At 70.5% G+C, this 21,475-nt stretch carries 16 protein-coding genes; 9 read left to right on the top strand and 7 right to left on the bottom strand.

Annotated features, from left to right (window positions below; translation table 11 throughout):
* A partial coding sequence (locus tag ENSA5_RS03390; protein WP_146155279.1) for an ATP-binding protein occupies window positions 1-4,223 on the bottom strand: 4,223 nt, incomplete at its 3' end.
* The gene (locus tag ENSA5_RS03395) at window positions 4,220-5,065 is read right to left on the bottom strand and encodes a sensor histidine kinase (protein WP_181197325.1); all 846 of its coding nucleotides are present in this window, start codon (window positions 5,063-5,065) and stop codon (window positions 4,220-4,222) included. The genes ENSA5_RS03390 and ENSA5_RS03395, both read right to left, overlap by 4 nt.
* A 246-nt stretch (window positions 5,066-5,311) precedes the next feature.
* Between ENSA5_RS03395 and ENSA5_RS03400 the strand changes: the two genes are divergently transcribed.
* The 5 genes from ENSA5_RS03400 to ENSA5_RS03420 are packed head-to-tail and all read left to right on the top strand — an operon-like array spanning window position 5,312 to window position 9,113.
* Window positions 5,312-5,671: a hypothetical protein gene (locus ENSA5_RS03400; RefSeq protein WP_106390109.1), complete on the top strand. Its 360-nt coding sequence runs from the start codon at window positions 5,312-5,314 to the stop codon at window positions 5,669-5,671.
* A gap of 49 nt (window positions 5,672-5,720) precedes the next feature.
* Window positions 5,721-6,419, top strand: coding sequence for a hypothetical protein (locus ENSA5_RS03405; RefSeq protein ID WP_106390110.1), 699 nt, complete (start codon window positions 5,721-5,723; stop codon window positions 6,417-6,419).
* A 20-nt stretch (window positions 6,420-6,439) separates the two neighbouring features.
* Window positions 6,440-7,921 carry a sigma 54-interacting transcriptional regulator gene (locus tag ENSA5_RS03410; protein WP_106390111.1) on the top strand — a complete coding sequence of 494 codons (1,482 nt, stop codon included), beginning with the start codon at window positions 6,440-6,442 and terminating at the stop codon, window positions 7,919-7,921.
* Window positions 7,922-7,927: 6 nt separating this feature from the next.
* Window positions 7,928-8,443, top strand: a complete 516-nt coding sequence (locus tag ENSA5_RS03415) for a nuclear transport factor 2-like protein (RefSeq protein ID WP_106390112.1) — start codon at window positions 7,928-7,930, stop codon at window positions 8,441-8,443.
* On the top strand, window positions 8,436-9,113 hold the full coding sequence (locus ENSA5_RS03420; protein ID WP_146155281.1) for a hypothetical protein: 678 nt from the start codon (window positions 8,436-8,438) through the stop codon (window positions 9,111-9,113). Before ENSA5_RS03415 ends, ENSA5_RS03420 begins: the two co-directional genes overlap by 8 nt.
* Before the next feature lie 509 nt (window positions 9,114-9,622).
* Here the strand turns inward: ENSA5_RS03420 and ENSA5_RS03425 are convergent.
* The 4 genes from ENSA5_RS03425 to mraY all read right to left on the bottom strand — a co-directional run bounded on the left by ENSA5_RS03425 (window position 9,623) and on the right by mraY (window position 13,995).
* Window positions 9,623-10,444, bottom strand: coding sequence for a hypothetical protein (locus ENSA5_RS03425; protein WP_106390114.1), 822 nt, complete (start codon window positions 10,442-10,444; stop codon window positions 9,623-9,625).
* Entirely contained in the window at window positions 10,435-11,172 is a 738-nt protein-coding gene (locus tag ENSA5_RS03430; protein WP_106390115.1) for a hypothetical protein, read from the bottom strand. Before ENSA5_RS03430 ends, ENSA5_RS03425 begins: the two co-directional genes overlap by 10 nt.
* Window positions 11,173-11,479: 307 nt before the next feature.
* Window positions 11,480-12,880: a UDP-N-acetylmuramoyl-L-alanine--D-glutamate ligase gene (gene murD / locus ENSA5_RS03435; protein WP_181197326.1), complete on the bottom strand. Its 1,401-nt coding sequence runs from the start codon at window positions 12,878-12,880 to the stop codon at window positions 11,480-11,482.
* Complete coding sequence (gene mraY, locus ENSA5_RS03440) at window positions 12,877-13,995, bottom strand: phospho-N-acetylmuramoyl-pentapeptide-transferase (RefSeq protein WP_106390117.1); 1,119 nt, start codon at window positions 13,993-13,995, stop codon at window positions 12,877-12,879. The genes murD and mraY overlap by 4 nt, the downstream gene beginning before the upstream one ends.
* Before the next feature lie 252 nt (window positions 13,996-14,247).
* Here mraY and ENSA5_RS03445 point away from each other — a divergent pair, with 252 nt between their 5' ends.
* Together ENSA5_RS03445 and ENSA5_RS03450 are read left to right on the top strand one after the other, a co-directional pair.
* A complete protein-coding gene (locus ENSA5_RS03445; RefSeq protein WP_106390118.1) occupies window positions 14,248-15,216 on the top strand; it encodes an NAD-dependent epimerase/dehydratase family protein in 969 nt (322 codons plus the stop codon).
* A 27-nt stretch (window positions 15,217-15,243) separates the two neighbouring features.
* Window positions 15,244-16,101, top strand: coding sequence for a hypothetical protein (locus ENSA5_RS03450; RefSeq protein ID WP_106390119.1), 858 nt, complete (start codon window positions 15,244-15,246; stop codon window positions 16,099-16,101).
* Window positions 16,102-16,312: 211 nt separating this feature from the next.
* Here the strand turns inward: ENSA5_RS03450 and ENSA5_RS03455 are convergent, their stop codons facing one another.
* Window positions 16,313-17,656, bottom strand: a complete 1,344-nt coding sequence (locus ENSA5_RS03455; RefSeq protein ID WP_106390120.1) for a Vgb family protein — start codon at window positions 17,654-17,656, stop codon at window positions 16,313-16,315.
* Between the two features lie 211 nt (window positions 17,657-17,867).
* Here ENSA5_RS03455 and ENSA5_RS03460 point away from each other — a divergent pair, with 211 nt between their 5' ends.
* Together ENSA5_RS03460 and ENSA5_RS03465 are read left to right on the top strand one after the other, a co-directional pair.
* On the top strand, window positions 17,868-18,455 hold the full coding sequence (locus tag ENSA5_RS03460; RefSeq protein ID WP_181197327.1) for a class I SAM-dependent methyltransferase: 588 nt from the start codon (window positions 17,868-17,870) through the stop codon (window positions 18,453-18,455).
* A gap of 137 nt (window positions 18,456-18,592) precedes the next feature.
* On the top strand, window positions 18,593-21,190 hold the full coding sequence (locus ENSA5_RS03465; RefSeq protein WP_106390122.1) for an alanine:cation symporter family protein: 2,598 nt from the start codon (window positions 18,593-18,595) through the stop codon (window positions 21,188-21,190).
* Window positions 21,191-21,475: the final 285 nt, after the last annotated feature.

Raw genomic sequence — 21,475 nt, forward strand, 5'->3', positions numbered from 1 at the left:
CCGAGCGGACCCGCGCGAGCCCGAGCGCCCACCCCGACTCCCACCCCGGGGTGGGCGCTCGAGCTCGCGCGGGTCCGCTCGGCTGGCAAGTACACGGCGAGCATGAGCTGCTCGTCGTCTTGCTCGACGTCCAAGAAGCCGCCGAGCCGGGTCGCAACCTGGCGACAGGCGCTGACGCCACCGGTGACGCCGACGGTGGTCGGGCGCCCGAGCACGGTCACCGCGATCCGGCCCCAGGACCCCGGGCTGGCCCCGGGGATCTCCGAGGCCTGGACGGCGTCGAGCTCTTCGAGGGTCCCGACGGCGCGCAACTGCTCGGGCTCGACGACGCTGTCGCGCGCGCACATGGCGAGATGCACGAGCAAGGACTGCAGCTCCAGGAGCTCGCCGTGGACGCGCAGCTGGGGTCGGGCGCGCAGGTACAGCCAGGGCACGCTGCCCACGGTCTCGAGCAGCACCTGCCGCGAGCCCTCGAGCACCTCGGCGACCTCGACGAGCTCGTTGCGGGCGAGCGCGCGCAGGTAGGCGTTGCTGTGGCGGCGGCTGGTCCGGTCGTGGGCCCGGGCGAGCGGGACGTCTTGCTGCTCGGCCGCCCGATCGAGCTCACGCTCACGCTCGCGCGCGTCGTCGAGGCCGAGCTCCGCGGCGAGCTCCGAGGCGAGGTGCACGTGCTCGCGCGCGGCGAGGACATCGCTGCCGCGCAGGAGCTCGCCGAGGGCGCGGTGGGCCTCGAGCGCGAACTGAACCTGGCCGTGGCTGGCGAGCCCGGAGATCAGCGCGCCCGCGGCGACCCGGGCCCGGTCGCGCTTGCCCGTGGCCATCGCGTGGCGCATGCGAGCGAGCTGGGCGAAGGCGGCCAGGCGCGGCGACTGGCGGCCAGCCTTGTCGAGCCGACGCAGCGTGTCCTCGCGCAGGCGCTCGTCGGACGGCGCGCGCCCACGGACGAGGACCAGCGCGAGCGCGGCCCACAGATCGTAGGCGAAGTCGGGCATGTGGGGGCGGTCGAAGGCCCGGGTCAAGCCGAGCTCGACCTGCTCGCGCGCGCGGGTCTGCTCGCCGACCTCGAGCAGCGCGAGCGCGAGGTAGGCGTGGGGCAGGTACCCCTCGTAGTTGACCAGCTCGCGCGCGCTGGCCCGGGCCGAGAGGCTGGCCGCGGCGTCGACGACGTTGCGGGCCCCGACCCGCGCGCGCAGGTACAGGCGCAGCGCGTCGATCCCGAGGTCGACGACCGTGTCGCCCTGGACCTCGTTGAGCGCGGCGGCCTCGTCGAGCCAGCCGTGGAGGACCTGCAGCGGCTCGCGGTCGCGGGCGTACGCGGCCTTGAAGAACAAGCTCGCGACCGCGATCGAGAGATCACCCGTGCGGCGAAAATGCGCGACCGCTTCGTCGAGCGAGGCGAGGCCCTGGCGGTACTCGCCGGCCGGCAGCTCGACGAGGTGTCCGCGGAGGTGCTGCGCCATCGCCAGGGCCCAGTCGCTCGACACTCGGGTCGCGAGCTCGGTGGCCTGACGCAGCAGCTGCTTGCCCTCGTCGACCTTGCCGTGCATCGCGACGTGGGCGCCGTGGAGCGCGAGCACGCTCGACGCGGCCGCGCTCTCGAGCCCCCGCGCGTGCCGCAGCGCCCGCAGCAGGCACAGCTGTGCGCTGCGCGGCTCGGGCAGCGCGAGGACCACGGCCATCCGCGCGTACAGCCAGCACAGCTGCTCACGCAGCTGCGTGGCCGCGCGGTCGCCTAGGTCCTGGCCGAGCTTGTCGACGACCGGATCGCCGCGTCCTTCGACGGGCTCGCCGGGCTTGTCGCGGGTCAGGCCCAGGCGCAGCTTGGCCTCGAAGATGCTCGCGCGCAGGCGGAGGCCGGCCTCGGGCAAGGGACGATCGGCGCGGGCCAGCGCGAGGCGCCCGATCGTCGCGGCCCCGCGGGCGACGGACTTGCGAAACAAGCCGTGCACGGCCTTGGCCGCGATCCGGCTGGCGACGAGGGGATCGTCGGCCTCGACCACGGCCTCGGCGTAGAGCTGCGCGGCCTCGTCGTATTTTCGGCCGAGCAGCGCGACGTCGGCGGCGCCCTCGACCGCGGCGAAGCGCCCAGCCCCGCGGCCGCGCTCGACGAGCGCGCGCGTGAAGTGCCACCCCGAGCGCTCCAGGTCGAACACGCCGAGCATCTCGCGACCGGCGGCGAGGTGCATCTGCGCCAGGTGAGGGTCGCTGTGCGAGTCCTGCCCGAGGGCCCGATCGGTGTGATAGGCGAGGCGCGCCGCGCTGACCCGAGGTCCGAGCGACGCCAGCCAGCCGGCCACGGTCGCGTGGGCCCGGCGGACGTCGCCGGCCGGGGTCCGCTTGACGACCAGCTCGCGGACCAGCTCATGGGGGAAGCGGAGGCTGGCCTCGCCGGCCTTGGTCATGAGCCCGCGGCGCTCGAGCCCCGAGATCGCGCCGCCGACCCGCTTGGGGTCCCAGCCCGAGACGCGCTGAAACCAGGCCTCGTCGACGTGGCCCCCGGCGACGGCGGCGAGCAGCGCGAGCCAGCGCTCGTCGAGGCTCGCAGCCTCGACGCGATCGGTGAACACGCGCTTGGGGCTGGTGCCGCCGACCTTGCGCTTGCGCAGCGACCACGGCTCGGGGTCCTCGCGGACGAGCACCCCGCGCTCGATCCAGGACTGCAAGGTCGCCCACGCGACCAGCGGGTTGCCGCGGCTGGCCTCGTGCAAGACCTCGGCGAGCTCGTTGGCGCGCACGACCGGGCCCGGGAGCCCGGCGACGATCATGCGCTCGAGCTCTGCGACCGCGAGCGACTCGAGCACGACCCGACGCAGGAGCAGCTGAGGGTCGCGCTTGGGGTTCCAGTTGCTGTCGTCGGGGGCGTCGGCCAGGCCCGGCGGCGCCTGGCCACACAGGCCCGCGACGATCATCGTGTGGTGGCTGCGGTCCTCGACCAGCAAGCGGCGCAAGACCGCGACCGAGCCGCGGTCGGCGAGCTCGAGGTTGTCGAGCAGGATGACCAGGGGGCGGTCCTGGGAGCCGATCGCCCGGACGCCCTCGGCGACCGCGACCGCGTGGCGGGCGAAGCCCTCCTCGAACTCGCCGCTGTGGACCTCGGGCGGCGGTGAGCTGGCCTCGTCGCCGACATCGAGGAGATCGGCGAGGCCCGGCGCGTAGCTGGCGAGGACCCCCGCGAGCGAGCCGGTCCGGCGCGTCAGTCGGTCGCAGACGCGCTCGGCGGCCTCGGGCGGACAGCTCGACAGCGCCACCGGGAGGCGCCCGAGCGCGCCCATCAGACCGGCGCGGCTCTCCCCGCAGCCGCTGAGGTACTCGCCGGTGAGCAGCACCGCGCGCTCTTCGGCCCGCAGCCAGCTGGCGAATTCCTCGAGCAGCCGGCTCTTGCCGACGCCCTGGGCGCCGCAGACCAGGGTCACCGACGAGCGCGCGATCTGGGCGTCGCTGAAGGCCTGCTCGAGCGCCCGACGACCCTGCTCGCGCCCGACGAAGGGCGGGTGCGGGCTCAGGGGGCTGGTCGGCGGGCCCTCGTCTCGGGTCAGGGCCCGCGCGCGCCCCCACAGCTCGGCGGCCGAGCGCGGCGGCGGCTCGAGCAGGGTTGCGACGTGGCGACCGGCGACCCGGCGCAGCAGCGCGACGAGGTCCTCGACGTCCTGCTCGGCCGTCCCGGCCCCGCACAGGTGCGAGAAGCCCTCGAGGCGAAAGCGGCCCTCGCTCTGACGCAGCTCGCCGACGCGGAGGCTGATGCCGCGAACCTTGGCCTCGTGGAGTCGGTTGACGAGCCCGGTCAGGGCGACGGCGAGGGCCCGCGACTCACGAGCCGGGAGCTGGGCGCCGAGGTGCTCGCCCTCGACCGGCTCATGGACGAGGGCCATGCCGCCAGGCAGGTCGATCGTCGCGCGGACCCGGGGCTGGACCGCCTCGTCGGCGGTCACGGCTCGACGCACGCGCTCGCGGTGGCGCTCGGGGATCGGCAGGTACTGAAGCGAGATCCGATGGTGCGGCGGGCGCCCGAGCTCGCGCTCGAGGTCCGTGATCGGCACCGCCCAGACCGGGCTCGCGTGGCGGACCTTGCCGACCACACAAAAGCGGTCCCAGATGATCATGCCGGGCTCGAGCGTCAGCGGGTCGATGCCCGACAGCCGGCCGAGGTCAGCCGGCTCACGCGATCGCTGGGTCGGCATGTGCTTGGTCGTCTGGGTCGCGGCGAGCTCGCCGACTCGACTCAAGCGCCGACGTCGACTTTGGGAACACTGAAGGTGAACCGAGCGCCCTCGCCGTCGCGAGAATCCGCGTGGATCATCCCGCCCCAAGTGTTGACCAAAGTCTTGCACACGTACAAGCCAATGCCTGTCCCTTCTGCGTGGGTCGTGAAGAAGAGATCGAAGATCGATGCGACGGCCGCCGCCGGGATCCCGGGGCCGTCATCGGCGACCTGAACGAAGGCGAATTCGTCGGAAGCCCAGGATGAAATCGTCACTCCTGCGCCGACCGGATCCTCGAGCTCGTGGATCGCGTGCGCGGCGTTGCGCAGGAGGTTGACCATGACCCGCATCAGGGCGCTGCGCGGGGCCTGAACTTCGAGGGTGTCTTCGGTTTCGAAGCGCAGCTCGAGCGGCACGAGCCGTCCGCCGAGGCGCGCCGCCGAGCTCAAGGCCCCATTGAGCGGGAGCCGCTCGACCTTTTGATCTTTTGGCGACATGCAGTCGCGCTGGATCTGGAGGGTCTCGGCGGCCAGCTCCGCCGCCATCCGCGAGCCCGAGCGCGCGTCGTCGATCGCCTCGAGCACGAGCTCGACGCGGCGGGTGTCGATGGATTTGTTGGCGCCGGGCTCGAGCACGCCGCTGCGGGCGAGCAAGCCCGGCGCGTAGTCGAGCCCCGCGGTGACACCCTGGAGGAGCGAGCGCAGGTCGTGCATGGCCGACGCAGCCAGCGGCGCGCTCGAGGCCCGGCTGATCTCTTCGCTCAGCGCCGTGAGCATCGGATGGTTCGGGTGCTCACGCGACAGGTCCACCAGGAAGGACATCAACCCATGGACGAACTCGTCGACGCTCGAGGAAGCCTCGAACACTCGACCGAGCTCTTCGCGCACCGAACCAGGGCGCGTGGCTGGCGAATTCTTCCCTGCCATAACGACTACTGACAGTTTAGGGGGCATCGAGAGTGCCCGGAAGACCAAAGCGTGCGGCCCCGCTCATGGCAGCGCAGCACGCCCTCGCGCGCAAAAAACACCAGAGCCTCGCCGGGGATTGATCGAAAGGACAGTCACCGCTGGCGTTTTTTTGTTGGCGCGCGATCGACGGGGCACGGTGCTGGCATGTCGGACAATCGCCGCCGCCACCGCGTCTTCTTCACCAAGCACACCGAGTACCACCTGCGGGGCGAGGAGTGCGTCGGAGTTCGAGACCGGGCCTCGGGCGCGTGGATGGTCCAACACGCGGCCCTGCGCCTCCACGCGCTCGCGCTCCCGGAGCTCCCCCACAGCTCCGAGTGGATCGGCCAGCGCATCCACTTTTGGGGCCGGGCGACCGACGTGCTGACCTCGCCGGTCGTGGCGATCGGGCGCCCGCGGATCGAGGAGGTCCTCGACTACGTGAGCCAGGCGCGCTCCGGCTTCATCCACGAGAACCCGAGCCCGGACCTCGAGGCGTCACTCCCGGCGGCCCTGAGCGCCTGACCGGGCCCGAGCCCGAGCCCGCGCCCGAAACTTCAACTACACTGCGGCGGTGTTGCCGAGGTTTCGGCGCGGGGCGTTCGCTCTGTTCGCGCTCGTGTTTCTGACGACGATGCTGCTCGGCGATCGCAGCTCGTTCGACAGCGCGTTGACGCTGCGTCCCGCACAGGTCCTCGACGGCCACCAGTGGTGGACGCCGTTGAGCGCGCTCTTTCACTACCCCGAGGGGCTCGGGCTCGTCGGGCTGCTGTGGACCCTGTCCATCCAGTGGGTGATCGGCAGCCGGCTCGAGGGTTTTTGGGGCACGACCCGCTACCTGATCATGGTCCTGGTCGCGGGGCTGGTCGGTTACGGCGCGGTCCTGGGTCTAGGTCTCGGTTTCGGGGCGAGCGTGCCCGCGCTCGCCTACGCCGGGCCCGGCCCGCTGGACACGGCCGCGGTCGTGGCCTTCGCCTGGGTGTTCGCAAACGAGCGCATGAAGCTCAACCGCACCGAGATCTCGCCGCTGCTCGTCGCCGGGGTCGCGGGCCCGATCAGCGTCGGCTTTCCGCTCCTGGTGACCCTCGTCGCGGGCACGCCCATCGCCCAGGCGTGGCCCTCGCTAATCCCGGGCGCGGTCGCGGCCGCGGTCGCCACGGTCTTCGTGCAGCCCTGGCGAAAGCGTGAGAAGTCGGGCAAAGTCGGGCCCACGAAGCTGCGCGGCCAGCCCCATTTGCGTGTCATCCGAACTCCCGATGACATGCTCAACTAATCCCGCGCACGCCGATTGGTGTGTCGAATTCTACGAAAGAGCCCCTGAGCAACGGCGTCCCGCAGATCGATGACGACCTCGATCCGGGCATGACGACGACCTTTTTCTCGGCGCCGCATCGGCACACGCAGCTGCGCCGCGTGATGCTCCGGGTCACCGCGGGTCCCGACCAGGGCGCCCAGATTCAGGTCGCGCGCCCGCGGATCACCGTCGGCCGCAGCGCCGTCAACGACCTCGTCCTGACCGACACCTCGGTCAGCGGCACGCACCTGCAGATCACCTTGGGTGACAAGCGGGGCATCGTGCTGCGCGACCTCGAGAGCACCAACGGCACCCTGCTCCAGGGCCTGCGGGTCCGCGAGGCCTACATCGAGCCCGGCGCGACGATCTCGCTGGGCAAGACCGACATCTTGTTCCTGTCGGCCGACGAGATCGAGGTGCCGCTCTCGGGCCAGGACCACTTCGGCGCCCTGTGGGGCGCCAGCCCCGCGATGCGCGAGGTCTTCGCTATCCTCGAGAAGGTCGCGCCGACCGACATGAGCGTGATGATCGGCGGGCAGACCGGCACGGGCAAGGAGCTGGTCGCCCGCGCCCTCCACGACGAGTCGAGCCGGGCCGAGGCGCCCTTCGTGGTCCTCGACTGCGGCTCGCTCCCGCGCGAGCTGGCCGAGGCCGCGATCCTCGGCCACAAGAAGGGCTCGTTCACCGGGGCGATCGGCGATCGCCCGGGCGCGTTCGAAGAGGCCGACGGCGGGACCTTGTTCCTCGACGAGGTCGGCGAGCTGCCCCTCGACCTTCAGCCCAAGCTGCTACGGGTGCTCGATCGCCGCGAGGTCCAGCGGATCGGCGAGAGCCAGGTCCGCAAGGTCAACGTCCGCGTGGTCGCGGCGACCCACCGGGATCTGCGTCAGATGGTCGGCCAGGGTCAGTTCCGCGAGGACCTGTACTTCCGCTTGTCGGTCATGACCGTCGACCTCCCGCCGCTGCGCGACCGCGCCGACGACATCTTGCTCCTGGCCAACAAGTTCCTCGAGGACTTCGCCCGGGTCCACGGCCGCGCGCCGCAGCTCAACGACGACGCCAAGGCGATCCTGCTCGACGAGCCGTGGCCGGGCAACGTCCGCCAGCTCAAGAACGCGATCGAGCGCGCCGCTCACCTGTCGCACAACCTCGTCATCGAGCCGGCCGACCTCCACCTCGGCCGCCGCGAGGGTCGGCCCGCGGCCAAGAAATTCGGCTCCGAAGACGAGGCCGCCGCGTCCCAGACCGACGGCGAGCTGCCCGAAGAGATCTACGCGATGCCCTTCAAGGAGGCCAAGTCGGTCATCGTCGACGACTTCGAGCGCGCCTACTTCAAGCGCCTCCTGGCCAAGACCGACAACAACCTCAGCCGCGCCTCGGCCGAGGCTGGGATCACGCGCTACTACCTGCGCGAGCTGCTCAAGCGCCTCGGCATGCACAAGAGCAGCAAGAAAAAAGCCGCGACCGAAAAAAGCGAGTAGCCGGTGATGAAGTCGGTCATGAAGTCGGTCACGACCCTGATCGCGGCGCTGTCGATCCTGGTGCTGGCCAGCTTCGGCTGCCGCCCGAACGAGTCCGAGCCAGTCTCGGTCGCCCGGACCTTCGCCGAGGCCGTGCGCCGCGGCGACGTCGACGGGATGCTCGCGGTCGTCGAGCACCCGGCCGTCGACCACCTCGAGCTCGTCGCCGAGCGGGCCGGCGATCAGGTCGGTGGCCGCCGCGGGATCGAGGCCAGCGAGATGCTGCAGATCGTCGGCGTCGACCGGACCGTCGCCGTCGCCGACGCCGAGCTGCTCGAGGACGACGGCGAGCGGGCCCGGGTCGAGCTGACCATGACCGACGGCCGCACGGTCCGGCTCGAGCTCGTGTGGGAGCAGGCGATCGCCGGCGGCGACGACAGCCCCGCCCGCGCCGGGGGCTGGAAGGTCCGCATCCCCCTGCCCTCGTCGCCCACGCTCGACGCCGATCCACTCGCGCCCGGAGTTCAGCCGAGCGGTGCCTGAGCCCGCGCCAGCGCCAGCGCCGAAGCCCGGGGGTCGGCGCCTGTCTCCGCGCGCGCGTCGGGTGCTTGGCTGGGCGCTCGCGCCTGCCCTCGCGAGCCTCGCGATCGTCGTTCAGATCAGCCTCGACGTCCCCCGCGGCGAGATGCTCGAGCGCGAGCCCAAGAAGACCAAGACCAAACGCAAGTCCGCCGCGACCCGGTCCACGCCCCGCCCGGACGCCTGGAAAGCGCGCGGCGTCGAGGAGGTCGAGCAGCTGCGCGCGCGCTGGTCCGAGCGTCCCTTCGCCGACGAGCCGACCGACCCGAGCTTTCGTCGGCGGCACGAGGCGCTGCTGCGCAGCGTGGCCACCCGCGCCCGGGCCGAGGTCCTCCGGGGCGAGCGGCCCACGCCGATGCAGATCCGCCCGGCCTGCCACACGATCCGCTGCGAGCTCGAGCTGTGCGGGCCCAAGCCCATGATTGACGGCATCGCCGCGCTGCTGCCGGGGGTCACCGTGGTCGATCAGCCGCTGTGGCATGAGCTGCGCGAGATCGAGACCGTCGCCAAGGTCTCCAAGCGCTCGGGCACGGCCAGGGAGGACCACGTCTGCCGGCGGTGGCTCGTCGACTTTGCGATCGAGGGGCCCGCGCCCAAGGATCTGCGCATGCCCGACGCGGAGGCCGCGGGCTGAACGCGGCCGGCGCCACTGGAGCAGCGAGCTCGACCGCCCCCCGCCAGCGGGCCAATCGCATCAGTCCGAGCACCCCGCCCCCCCGAAATCGGACCCCCAAACTGATCCCGAGGGCCCCAAAACTACACACTGGGTGGCCCGAGACCGATCCCGAGGGTCATCGGAGCGCGAGCTCGGGCCCCGCGAGAGCTCGGGAGCTCGCACGAGGCCCACGGGTAGGGGTCGCGAGGCCCGGCGGAGGCACCTCGACCCCCGAGACTGGGCCCGACGTCGACCCCGGGGTCCTCGGAAGCTACGCATTGGGTGGTCCGCGTACACAATCGAGGGGGCGGTACCCACAAAGCTGCGGGTCGGCGGGGCTCGGGAGCAGGTCGCGAGGACACATTGCGTGGCACGGGCGCGAGGCCGAGGGCCGGCGCGGCGCGACGCCGGAGGTCGCGGAGGCTCGCCGAGCCCGAGCGGGGGGCTGGAGGCCGTCCGTGACAGAGTCGCTGACGGCCGCCGGGGTCTCAGGTTACTCGCTGACTGACCAACTCAGGCGTTGGTCCTGTGCTACCGATCCGGCGGATCTCATCCGTGAACCTCTTACGCGACTCCGTTGCGCCTGTGTTGTAGACATCGGCGACCATTCGGAGTTGGTTTTCTAGATCTTGGGCCGAGCGCGCGACATTTGGGCCCGGAAGCACATACGCGACGCGCCTGTGCTCGCGCCCGGCCGACGCATCCCAGGCAGCCTCGTAGGCGCTGAACTTCTGGAAGATCGAGGCCACGCGGTCAGACGCTCCATCGCCAGAGAAGGTGATCGGCTCCATGAGCAGGATCGTCTCTTCGCCGACGACGAAGTGTGTCACCGTTCCGACCTTCGGAGGAAGTCGCTGCAACTCCGTTGCGCTCGACGGTTGAAAGCGCTTGCGAACGTAGCCAGACACGCCCCAGTTGGTGAGGTGGTTCCACGCTAGCGTGGGAATTCGCTTCTCGGCGGATGGCGCTGCGTCCTTCGGTTCTTGCTTGACGCTTGGCAACGCGGTCGACCGTACCCACATCGCGGGGTCAGCAAGGCCTGCCGGCAAGTCTTCGCGGGGCCCGAGTTCGAAGTGGGGACCAAGGCTAGACGGAAGCACGCATTCGTTCGCCGACGCCAACTCCGCCACCCCGAACCGCAGCAATTCCCTCGCGCCGACCCCGCCCAGGCATCGGTGGTCCAACATGAGATCAGCCGTGACCGTCTCGATGGTGTCGCCAACGGCCAGCAAGGCAGCTACCGGCACGCGCCAGTCGAGGGCGAGGCGAGGCCGGAAGTACACGGTGCGAAATGATGCAATCATCGGCATGCCTCAAGCGCCCTCAAGTACTGGGGTAGTATCGAGCCGAGCTCGCTGCAACGGTAGAGTAGCACCCTCAGCAGCTCACTCTCTAGGTCAGGGCATGCAGCAGCATCGCACGCCTCGTGCGCGTCCGCAGCCAAGCACTCTGCAGAGAACGCTTGAACCCGATGCGCGGCCGCCGTCGCGGCGCGAACCACGGCCTCCCCGAGCGGTGCTGGCCTGAAATGCGACGGTCGCGGGTCGGGAACCAGGTCTCGGCAGCCCATCAGGCCGGCTGGACTGCCGACATGGGCGTTGGCAAAGTCGATGTACCAGGGCCGAAGAGTGCCCTCTCCGCGGTGTTCAAGGAGCACGTTGCCGTCGTGGCGATCCTCGTTGGCGACCAGCGCATCGAGGGCGTACATGGTCCCCATTGACTCTGGACCGTCCTCGATGCTCTCGAACAACGATGGTTGCCAGTGGGACGGAGCGTGGATCAGATGGCTCAGCCACGATGGAGATCCGCTGCTGTCTCTTGACACACCGCCGGTGGGCACCGGCAAGTCCAACCGGTTGGCGAGCAGAAACGACACCGCCTCGGCCAGGACTTGGTTCACGCCCATCAGTTCCTTGTGTACCCACTCGGTGCCATCGTCGCCAACCGCTACCCGAGCTTCCGAGGAGTTGGGCACTCGGATCTCCTGGCGTGGATGCAGCGTCCCAACGCGGGCAATTCTACGCGGGATGAGGTCCATGGCGCGACGAGGGTCTCACACCCAACTCGCAAAAGAATCTGAACGCACGCGCACTCTGCACACGAGACAAAGCGTCTCGTCCCGTTCCGTTCGCGTGATCCCAGGTCTTCGCTCCCGAGCGTCGACGCCCGCTCTTTCGGCCTTCCTAGCAGCCCGGGGTGCAATGCATCGTGTCGCCTCGCGCCGGAATTTTTGCCGAGGGCGCGAAGCCAAAACGCCGCTGTACCGGGCGTACTGCAAGTTTTGGCGACAAAGCTCTCGGCGAAAAGGCCAAGCGAGGTGGCGCGAGGCATTGCACCCCGGGCTGCTAGCCCGAGCCCAGGGCCGCGATCGCCTCGGCGAAGACCTCGCCGCGGTGGACGAAGCTCCGGTACATGTCCCAGCTCGCGCACGCGGGCGACAAGAGCACGGCGTCGCCGCGGGTCGCCATCTCGCTCGCGAGCCGCACGGCCTCGTGCATGTCGCCAGCGTGCACGCAAGGAAGCGCCCCCTCGGCCATGGCCAGGAACGCGTCGGCGCTCTCGCCGATCGCAACCAGCCCCCGCCCCTGCGTGGCCAGGACCTCACGCAGGGCCCCGATGTCGTCGCCCTGCTTGGCCCGCCCGCCGCAGATCAGCACGAAGGGCCGCTCGAAGCCGTCGAGGCCGGCGAGGACCGAGGCCACGTTGGTCGCCTTCGAGTCGTCGAAGTACACGACCCCGCCGCGCTCGGCGACGGGGTTCATGCGATGAGGCAAGGCCTCGAACTCGGTCAGCGCGCGCTCGCACTCGTCGCGCGGGACCCCGAGGTGGCGCGCGGCCGCGAGCGCGAACAGAGCGTTGATCGCGTTGTGCCGGCCGGCCAGGGCCACGAGCTCGCGACGATAGAACTCACCCACGCGCAGCTCGAGGGCGCCGTCGTGCTCGGCGAGGCGCGGCGGCTCGGGGCCGTCGACGAGCAGGCACTCGGCGACCGGGGCCACGCGCTCACGCAGGGCTGGCGTGAACGGGTCGACGGCAGACAGCAGCGCCAGCGAGTGGGCGTCGAGGCCGTCGAAGATCCGGGCCTTGGTCTCGGCGTAGTCGTCGATCGAGGCGTAGCGATCGAGGTGGTCGGGGCTGACGTTGAGCACCATCGCGACCGTCGTGGTCGGCGCCTCGGGCGACGCGCGCAGGGTCTCGAGCTGGTAGCTCGAGCACTCGAGCACGAGGGCCCCAGGTCGCGCGCGGCGACCCTCGGCGACGGCGAGGACCCGCTCGGACAGCGGGACGCCGAGGTTGCCGCCGATGAAAGGATCGAGGCCCCCAGCCGCGAGCATCGCCCCCGTCAGCGCGGTCACCGTGCTCTTGCCGTTGGTCCCGGTGATCAGGACCGTCGGCAAGGTGGCGCCGCCCTCCCAGCCCGCGGCGATCGCCGCCAGCGCGAGGCTGAGCTCGCCGTGAAGCTCGGCCTCGGGCACCAGCCGACGGTGGCGCTCGCGCCACGGGCCCGGCGGCACCCCGGGCGAGAGGACCAGGACGTCGAGATCTTCGAAGGCCTCGTCGGGCGCCAAGGGCTCGCCGAAGAAGCGCGGGCACCCGGCGAGGCGCGCGGGCAGGACCGGGTCGGCGCGCTGATCGAACAGCCGCACCTCGCACCCGCCCGCGTCCAGGAGCGCGGCCGCGGCCACGCCGCTGTGACCACAGCCGACGACCAGCGCCCGACGAAACGATGAGCTCGGGTCGTTCACCGCAGCTTCAAGGTCGCGAGCGCGACCAGGGCCAGGGCGAAGCTGATGATCCAAAAGCGGACGATCACCTTGGGCTCGGCCCAGCCCTTGAGCTCGTAGTGGTGGTGGATCGGCGCCATCTTGAACACGCGCTTGCCGGTCAGCTTGAAGCTCGCGACCTGGACGATGACCGAGACGGTCTCGAGCACGAAGATCCCACCGACGATCAGCAGCGTGAACTCGTTCTTCGAGGCCACGGCCAAGAACCCGAGCCCGGCGCCGAGCGGGAGCGAGCCGACGTCGCCCATGAACACGCTCGCCGGGTAGGTGTTGTACCAGAGGAAGCCGACCCCGGCCCCGCACATGGCCCCGCAGTAGATCGCCAGCTCGCCGACGCCCGGGATGTGGGGGATGTTGAGGTAGCGCGCGATGTCGAAGCCCGCGAGCATCGTCCCGGCCGCGTAGGTCAGCGCGAGGAAGGTCCCGGCCGAGATGATCGTCGGGCCGATCGCGAGGCCGTCGAGCCCGTCGGTCAGGTTGACGGCGTTGCTGGCCCCGACGATCACGAGGACCGAGAACACCCAGTAGAGCGCGGGCGGCAGCGAGATCTGGGCCGTGTAGAAGTCCGTGAGCGGCAGCGCGAGGCGGTAGCGGATCGCGTCGGGCATGATGTCGCCGCCGTAGAGGTAGGCGACGACCGCCGTCGCGACCGCGAACTGGCCGAGGAACTTGTACTTGCCGGGGAGCCCGCCGGAGCTCTTCTTGCGGACCTTGAGGAAGTCATCGAGGAACCCGATCACGCCGAACCCGGCCGTGACCAGGGTCGAGAGCAGCACGAAGGGGTTGCCGAGGTCGGACCACAGCACCGTCGGGATGATGACGGCGAAGATGATCAGCGAGCCGCCCATGGTCGGGGTCCCGCGCTTGACGAGGTGCGACTCGGGCCCGTCGTCGCGCACGACCTGCCCGAGCTGGATGCGCTGGAGCGTGCGGATGAACCACGGGTAGAGCAGCAAGGTCAGGAGCAGCCCGGTCAGGGTCGCGAGCAAGATCCGCGTGGACGTGTAACGCAGGACGTTGAGACCCGAGAGCCAGCCGGCCTGGTCGTGCAGCCCGTATAGGAGGTGATAGAGCACGGTTCCTCGTAACGCTTGGCACAGCTTCGTAGCCGGGCGCAAGAATCCGGCGGGGTCCGCGGGTCGGGTGGGCCGAGGCCGCAAACAGGCAGCTGAGCCTGGCCCAGCGTCGACGCCCGGGTCTGGATCAGCATTCCGCGCGGACTCCGGGGTGCCGCGAGTCCCGCAAAATTGGCGAAACTCGTGAGCCGACGCGATGAGATCTCCCGGTCCTGCTTGCGACCCAGGAAGCGGATCGGTGAGACTGCGCCGGTGCGGACCCTCGTAACTGGTGCCGGTGGTCAGGTCGGGCTCGATCTGATCCGTGCTCTCTTGCAACGAGGTGACGAGGTCCACGCCAGCGACGTGGCCGCCCGCCCGAGCGCGGCCGACGACCTGCCCGACGATCTGCCCTGGCACCGCCTCGACGTGACCGACCGCGAGGAGCTCCACGCCCGCTTCGAGGAGCTGCGCCCCGAGCGGGTCTTCCACCTCGCGGCGATCCTCTCGGCCCGCGGCGAGGCCGACCCCGCGCTGACCTACCACGTCAACCAGGGCGGGACCTACAACGTCCTCGAGGTCTGCCGCCTGACCGGCGTCCGTCAGGTCGTGTTCACCAGCACGATCGCCGTGTTTGGCCCGGGCCTGCCCGAGACCGTCGGCGACGACGTGGCCCTGCACCCAACCACCATGTATGGCGTGACCAAGGCCGCGGGCGAGCTGCTCGGCGAGTACTACTTCGCGCGCTACGGCCTCGACGTCCGCGGGGTCCGCTTCCCGGGCCTGATCTCGGCCTCGATCCCCGGCGGCGGCAGCAGCGACTACGTCGTGTTCATGTACATCGACGGCGTGCGCAAGGGCGCCTACGAGGCCTTCTGCCGGCCCGACACCCGCATCCCGCTCATGTACATGCCCGACGGCGTGCGCGCGCTGCTCGAGCTCTCGGACGCCGAGCGGAGCAAGCTCTCGCGCTGCATCTACAACATCGCCGCGTTCTCACCGAGCGCGCAGGACATCGCCACCAACGTCGCCGCCGCCCTGCCCACGGGCGCCGACTTCAGCTTCGTGGCCGACCCCGCGCGCCAGCGGATCCTCGACTCGTGGCCCTCGGCCCTCGACGACCAAAACGCCCGCAACGACTGGGGCTGGGCCGCGCGCTACGACCTCCCGGCGATGACCAAGGAGCTGCTCCCGCAGATCCGCGCCCTGCTCGACTCGCGCGCCGACGCCCTCGATCATTAGTCCAGGTCTTGTTGTAGAGTCGCGGCGATGGCTGCGCTTTCAGCCGACGGCGCCGACGCCGAGCACGATGACACCTGGGCGCTCGGGCAGATCGCGGACGAGCTCGAAGCTCAGGGCCTCGAGGTCGACCAGCTCCGGGATCTGACCGAGGAGCTCGCTATCATCGAGCGCCCCCCGGGCCTGTTTCGCCGGGTGACCAAGCGCGCCAGGGCCGTCGCCGTCGAGCAGTGGTCGCACTTCGTCGGCGAGCTCGAGGAGAGCCGCGAGGCCATGGCGCTGATCCGGGCCCGCGGTGAGCGTGAGCTCAGCGACGAGGAGCGGGCCAAAGTCCGCGAGCAGATCATGGATCTCGTCCGGCTGTTCCCGGCCGGGCTGATCGCCGCGGTCAACACCGCCCTGCCCGTGCCCGGAACCAGCGTGTTCACGCCCTGGTTGCTCGTGAAGCTCGGGCTGATGCCCTCGCGCTGGCGCGAGTCCCACCTCCTCGATCAGCTCCGCAAGCAAAAGGATCTGCTCCTGCGCACGGGCCACGCCGCCCAGGCCGAGCGGATCGGCGAGATCCTGCTTCACCTCGAGACCGAGGCCGAGCAGCGCGAGCTGATCCAGCGCGAGACCCGGCTGCTGACCCACTGGGACGAGAACCGCAACGGCCTGTGGGACGAGGCCGAGCTCGAGGCCTACGGGCGCGAGGTCGAGGCGGTCCGCGAGCTGGTCGTGACCCACGCCGCGCGCAAGCAGTGGTTCTTCGAGCACGAGGGCGAGGTCTACGGCGCCGCGCGCCTGTCCGAGCTCGACGACCTCGAAGAGGCCGCCAAGAGCTTACTGGTCTGCTTCGACGGCAAGACCGGCTGGGTCGCCCTCGAGCACGTGCTCAGCCCGCCCTGATAAAGACAGTCTCCCAGGACCTGGGGGCCGAGCGCAGCGAGGTTGTCGGGCCGCAGGCCCGAGTCTTGGAGACGATAAAGACAGTCTCCCAGGACCTGGGGGCCGAGCGCAGCGAGGTTGTCGGGCCGCAGGCCCGAGTCTTGGAGACGATAGAGACAGCCCTCGGCGAAAAGGCCAAGCGAGGCGGCGCGAGGCATTGCACCCCGGGCTGCTAGCCCGGCGGGTTGACCACGAGGTTGAGCCCCTGCCCGGTCATGTCCGAGTAGGTGTAGGGATTGACCAGCCCGGAGACCATGCCGACGATGATGTGGAAGTTGGGGTCGACCTTCCACGCCAGGCTCGCGCCGCGATCCACGACCCACACGTAGCCGTCCCGATCCACGCTGACGCCGACCGGATCCACGCACCCGGGCAGCTCGATCGCGTCGTTGATCTCGACCTCGGCGACGGCGTCGAACAGCGCGAGGCGGCACGGCGAGTTGCCCGCGACCCACGCCCGGCCCTCGCGGTCGATGTTCATGCCGCGGTAGCGGCCGCTGGTCCCGCCGGCCGACACGAAGGTCTCGAGCTCGGGGTCGAAGCGGTACACGTAGTCGCCGACCCCGACCGAGTGGGTTGCGAGCCAGGGGTGCCCGTTCTCGTCCATGCCCATGCCGTAGGCCTTGCTGGCCGGGACCGAGTAGGTGTTGACCTCGAGGGTCTCGGCGTCGACCCGCGACAGGGTCCCGCCGCTGCGGTCCGAGACCCAAAAGTCGCCCTCGGCGTTGACGGCCCCGCCGTAGACGTAGCCCGTCGAGGCGACCTGGACGTTGTCGAGGACCGCCCCGGTCTCGCCGTCGAGGCGGTAGACCTGCAGCGGGTTCGAGCTGTAGCCGACCCACAGGCGCGGGTTGGGGATCGTGTTCTCGCAGGTCTCCGGGTCGATCGTCCCGCCCTCCCACGCGACCGCGCGGGTGCCCTGGCCGTTGTAGGGCAGGTCGATCGTCCACAGCACGCACTCGTCTTCGTCATAGGGGCGCACGTCGTCGGGGCCCGACGAGGTGTCGATCATGCCGTTGTTGTTCTTGTCGACGCAGTTCTCCTCGAGCGCGGCGACCTTGGTCACCCGCGGTGAGAAGCGGTGGCCGACCGCGACGTCGCCGTACTGGTTGACCGAGGTCCGCGAGGGCTGCATCGAGCTGTCGCTGGTGACCGCGTAGCGGCCCTCCTCGACCGTGCTCACGGTCTCGATCTTCGAGACCGTGCCCTGGGTCGAGTTGGCGATCCAGATGTAGCTGAAGTCGCTCATCGTCTCGCCGCCGCAGCCCTGCATGCCGTCGGGGATCGGCGCGAGGTCGAACTTGGACGCGCCCTCCTCGCTCCCATCGTCGGTGCTCGTGCTCGTGCTCGTGCTCGTGCCGGTCTCGCCGCTGTCGCCCGCCTCGGGCCCGACCGTCGTCAGGCCGGAGGTTTCGTCGTCGCCGCTCCCGGGTCGGACGCCATCGTCTGCGCACCCCAAGAGACCAACGCCAGCGACGCTGACGATCGCAATCAATGAAAGCTCGAGCTTGTCCATGACCCTCCGACTATACGAGCACAGGACAGGCGCCCACCACTGGTCCGAAGGACGCACCTGGGTCACGCCGAGGTGTCACTGTGTCCTGCTGATCCAAAGACAGTCTCCAAGACTCGGGCGTGCGGCCCGACAACCTCGCTGCTAGCAGCCCGGGCTGCTAGGTCTTGGAGACGATAAAGACTGTGACGCAGCGCAAGCTATGCTCCCGGCGATGGCGGACGCACGCTTCGACTCGTCCTACTACGAGCGCTACTACGCCGACCCCGACACGCGCGTCGGGAGCGAGGCATCGACCGCGCGGCTGGTCCGCTTCGTGTGCAGCTACCTCGACTACCTCGGCGTCGAGCTGCGCGAGGTCCTCGACTTTGGCTGCGGGGTCGGGCTGTGGCGTGCGCCCCTGCGGCACTGTGTGCCGGGGCTCACGTACCACGGCGTCGAGTTCAGCGCGCACCTGTGTGAGCGCCACGGCTGGGTCCGAGGATCCGTCGTCGATCACGACCACGGTCGCGCCGTCGATCTGGTCGTGTGCCAGGGGGTCCTCCAGTACCTGCCAGACGCGCAGGCACGACGGGCGATCCGCAACCTCGCCCGCCACGCTGGCCAGGCGCTCTACCTCGAGGCCCTGACCAAGGGTGACTGGCTGCACAACTGCGACCAGTCGGTGACCGACGGCGACGTCTACCTGCGGACGGCGGCCTGGTACCGCGACGCCCTCGCCCCTCACTTCGACAGCTGCGGCGGCGGCCTGTTCTTGCCCAAGGACTCGCCAGTGGTCCTCTTCGAGCTCGAGCAGGGCTGATCCAGCGCCGCCGCGGACCCCTCGCGTGTCCTGCGAAACCCACGCAGGCGGACGAGGACGGCCGCTCAGCGTCCGCAGCAACCGAGTTGGCGGCACTCGGTTTTTGTTGGCTGCGGATCCTGGGTACCTTCTCCCGGATGATGGACCTGACCCCCGTCGCCCAGGCGATCTTGGTCTACTCGGTGCTGGCCGTCGGCGTGCTGGCCACGCTGCTGACCGGCTTCGCGCAGCTGCGCGAGCTGCCGAACGCGTGGAAGGCCGGCCCCAATTCGGCGCTGGTTCGGCGCGGGTTTCTGGCCGCGAGCGTGGGCATGGGCAGCGTCGGCGGCTCGATCCTCGCGCTCGAGCTCGGCGGGCCCGGAGCGATCGGCTGGATGTGGATCGCGTCGCTGCTGGGCATGGGCCTGGTCTACGCCGAGGTCATGCTCGCGGTCCGCTTTCGCCGTCGGATCGCCACGGCCGACAGGGACCAAAACGAGGCCGGCACGGTCTACGCCCTCGCCGACGGCATCCCGGCGCTGCGCTCGCGCGCGCTCGAATGGCTCGGGGCCCCCAACCTGATCTCGGGTCACAGCCTCGCCACGCTCTTCGCCCTGGTGTTCATGGTCTTTGCGATCGCGGCCGGCTCGATGCTCCAGACCCAGCAAAGCGGCGAGCTGCTGGTCGCGGTCGGCGGTGAGCGCTGGCTGATCGCCGGGTTCTTGGTCGTGGCCGCGGGCGTGGGCATGGCGGTGCCCAAGCTGCGCAATTTCGTGGTCGCGCTCGGACCCGTCGCCGTCGCGCTCTACGTGGTCGCGGTCGTCCTGATGATCGCGCGCTCCCCCGGTGACCCCGGCGCGGCGCTCGGGTCGATGTTCGCCGGGATCAGCTCGGGCTCGCTCTCGAGCGAGATCGCCGGCGGCGCCGCGGGCGGTGGCGTGCTCATGGCCATGCAGGTCGGGTTCTTGCGCGCGACCCTCGCGACCGAGGCCGGGATCGGCAGCGCCGGGTTCACGCCCCAAGCCGACCGCGCCAAGGATCCTCGCAAGGCCGCCGCCGCCGCCATGCTCGCGCCGCTCGTCAGCGGGATCGTGGTCCCGACGCTCACGGCGATCGTGGCCCTGAGCTCGACCCCCTGGGTTGGCCAGCGCATCGACGAGCCCGGCGAGCGGGTCGCGGCCGGGACCGAGCGCCTCGCGAGCGAGCAGGAGCTGGCCGAGATCGCCGCGGCCTTGACCGACGGCGACATCGAGCGCCTCAGCCCCGACGATCGCCAGCGCGTGATGGCGCTGTGGGCCCCGCTCGAGCGGCCCCAGGCGCGCGGGACCGCGGCGAGCCTCCAGGCCGGACAGACCGTGGTCCTGCCCCTCGACGCCGTCAGCTCCGACGCGAGCGACACCGCCGCGATGGTCGAGGGCCAGGTCTACCCGATGGTCATGCGCGCGAGCCCGCGGGGCATGAAGGTCCCGGCCCGCGAGGGTCAAAACTCGATCGTGCTCGGCTTCGCCGAGGAGACCCAGGTCATCCGCGAGGTCGTGTTCCGCGACAAGACCGTGTCCGCAGGCCCGGCCTACGACCTGCGCATCCCGGTGACCAACGAGGTCCTCGGGCCCGAGGACCGCAAGTTCGTTCAGCTGACCCCCGTCGACCCCGAGATCGATCTCCACCTCATGTCCAAGGTCCGCGACGGGCCCTACGTCGTGTTTGGCGACTTTCACTTCGAGGGGCGCGTGGTCGAGATGTTCCAGACCCGCTGGGGTGTTCACCACGCCCTGATCGAGGTCGATCCCGATCCGATGCGCCCGCTGAGCCTGCGGACCACGGTCTCGTCGTCGGCGTTCCGCGGGCCCTACTTCGACAACGGTGAGGCCCGGCCCCCGGTCGCAATGGTCGCGCGCGAGGAATTCAATGCCCCGATCGGCGCGCGCCTGCCGATGGAGCTGCGCCCGCCCGAGCGCGGCGTCGAGATCGGCAAGCTGCTGGCCTCGGGCGAGCTCATGACCCCGCCGTGGAGCTTCCTGGCCGAGACCGATACCGCGGTCATTCGCCACAACACCGACCCGACCAAGGACATGCTGATCCCGGTCACCTCGGAGCTCATCGACGGGACCCTGCGCTTCCTCAGCGGACGCAGGGACATCGCCGACTTCGCCAAGGCCGACCGCTGGCGCGAGTACACCGGGCCCTACCTGCTGCCCCCGGCCTACACCTTCGAGGTCGAGGTCCACAGCGGCGCCCGGTTCCCGGCCTCGAGCAGCTACCTCAGCCGCCTCGGGCTCGAGCGCAACTCGCTGACGGGTCCGCTGGCCGAGCGCCGCACCCTCGTCGCCGTCCACCCCCAAAAAGAGCCCCAGGCCTCGCAGGGCGAGCTCTACGAGCCCCACCCGGCCGAGGTCGCCCCGTACATGGACGGCCCCTACGTCGCAGGTGGCGGGCTGGGCCGCGTGGGCTGGGCCGCACGCATGAACGTCAAGCGCGGCGGCGATCTGCTCCTGGCCACGAGCGTGCTGATCCTGGCCCTGACCACGATGATCGCGTGGGCGGGCTACGGCGCGCGGGCGGCCGACTTCGCCTTCGGGCGCGGCGCTGGGGTCGGCTTCGGCGTCGTGTTCTTGCTCGCGGGCCTCGCCGGCGCAACGCTGACCCTGCTGCCGATCCTGAGGGTGGCCGACTACGCGATGTTGGCCCTGATCCTGCTCCACGGCCTCGGCCTGATCGTGCTGCTCGTCCGCGCGCGCACGCGTTCACAGGCCTGAGCCGGATCTTCGTCGCCGTCGCCGTCGCCGAGCTCGCCGTCGCCGAAATCGCCGAGCTCGTGACCACTGTGGTCGCCGAGCGGCGGGGTTGGCCAGTGCACTCGGGGCCGAAGACGGATATGTAAAGTGGGCGTCGAGACCGGAAGAGGAGCCCGGGTTCGATGCACAGGTGGCCGCCAAAGCTTCATGGGTGGTGGTCGCGGAGCCCCGGATGAGGACGGGGGGCGGCCAGGGAAGGGTCCGCCTCCCGTCCGGAATACCTTTTGAGCCCGCGCGCGTCGGCAA

This window comes from Enhygromyxa salina (genome assembly GCF_002994615.1).
Lineage (GTDB): Bacteria > Myxococcota_A > Polyangia > Nannocystales > Nannocystaceae > Plesiocystis > Plesiocystis salina_A.

Excerpts from the sequence above, each read along its gene's own strand:
- ENSA5_RS03430 (WP_106390115.1), bottom strand. The coding sequence starts at position 11,172 with ATGGACCTCATCCCGCGTAGAATTGCCCGCGTTGGGACGCTGCATCCA.
- ENSA5_RS03415 (WP_106390112.1), top strand. The coding sequence starts at position 7,928 with ATGAAGTCGGTCATGAAGTCGGTCACGACCCTGATCGCGGCGCTGTCG.
- ENSA5_RS03455 (WP_106390120.1), bottom strand. The coding sequence starts at position 17,656 with ATGGACAAGCTCGAGCTTTCATTGATTGCGATCGTCAGCGTCGCTGGC.
- ENSA5_RS03450 (WP_106390119.1), top strand. The coding sequence starts at position 15,244 with ATGGCTGCGCTTTCAGCCGACGGCGCCGACGCCGAGCACGATGACACC.
- ENSA5_RS03400 (WP_106390109.1), top strand. The coding sequence starts at position 5,312 with ATGTCGGACAATCGCCGCCGCCACCGCGTCTTCTTCACCAAGCACACC.
- ENSA5_RS03425 (WP_106390114.1), bottom strand. The coding sequence starts at position 10,444 with ATGCCGATGATTGCATCATTTCGCACCGTGTACTTCCGGCCTCGCCTC.
- ENSA5_RS03460 (WP_181197327.1), top strand. The coding sequence starts at position 17,868 with ATGGCGGACGCACGCTTCGACTCGTCCTACTACGAGCGCTACTACGCC.
- ENSA5_RS03465 (WP_106390122.1), top strand. The coding sequence starts at position 18,593 with ATGATGGACCTGACCCCCGTCGCCCAGGCGATCTTGGTCTACTCGGTG.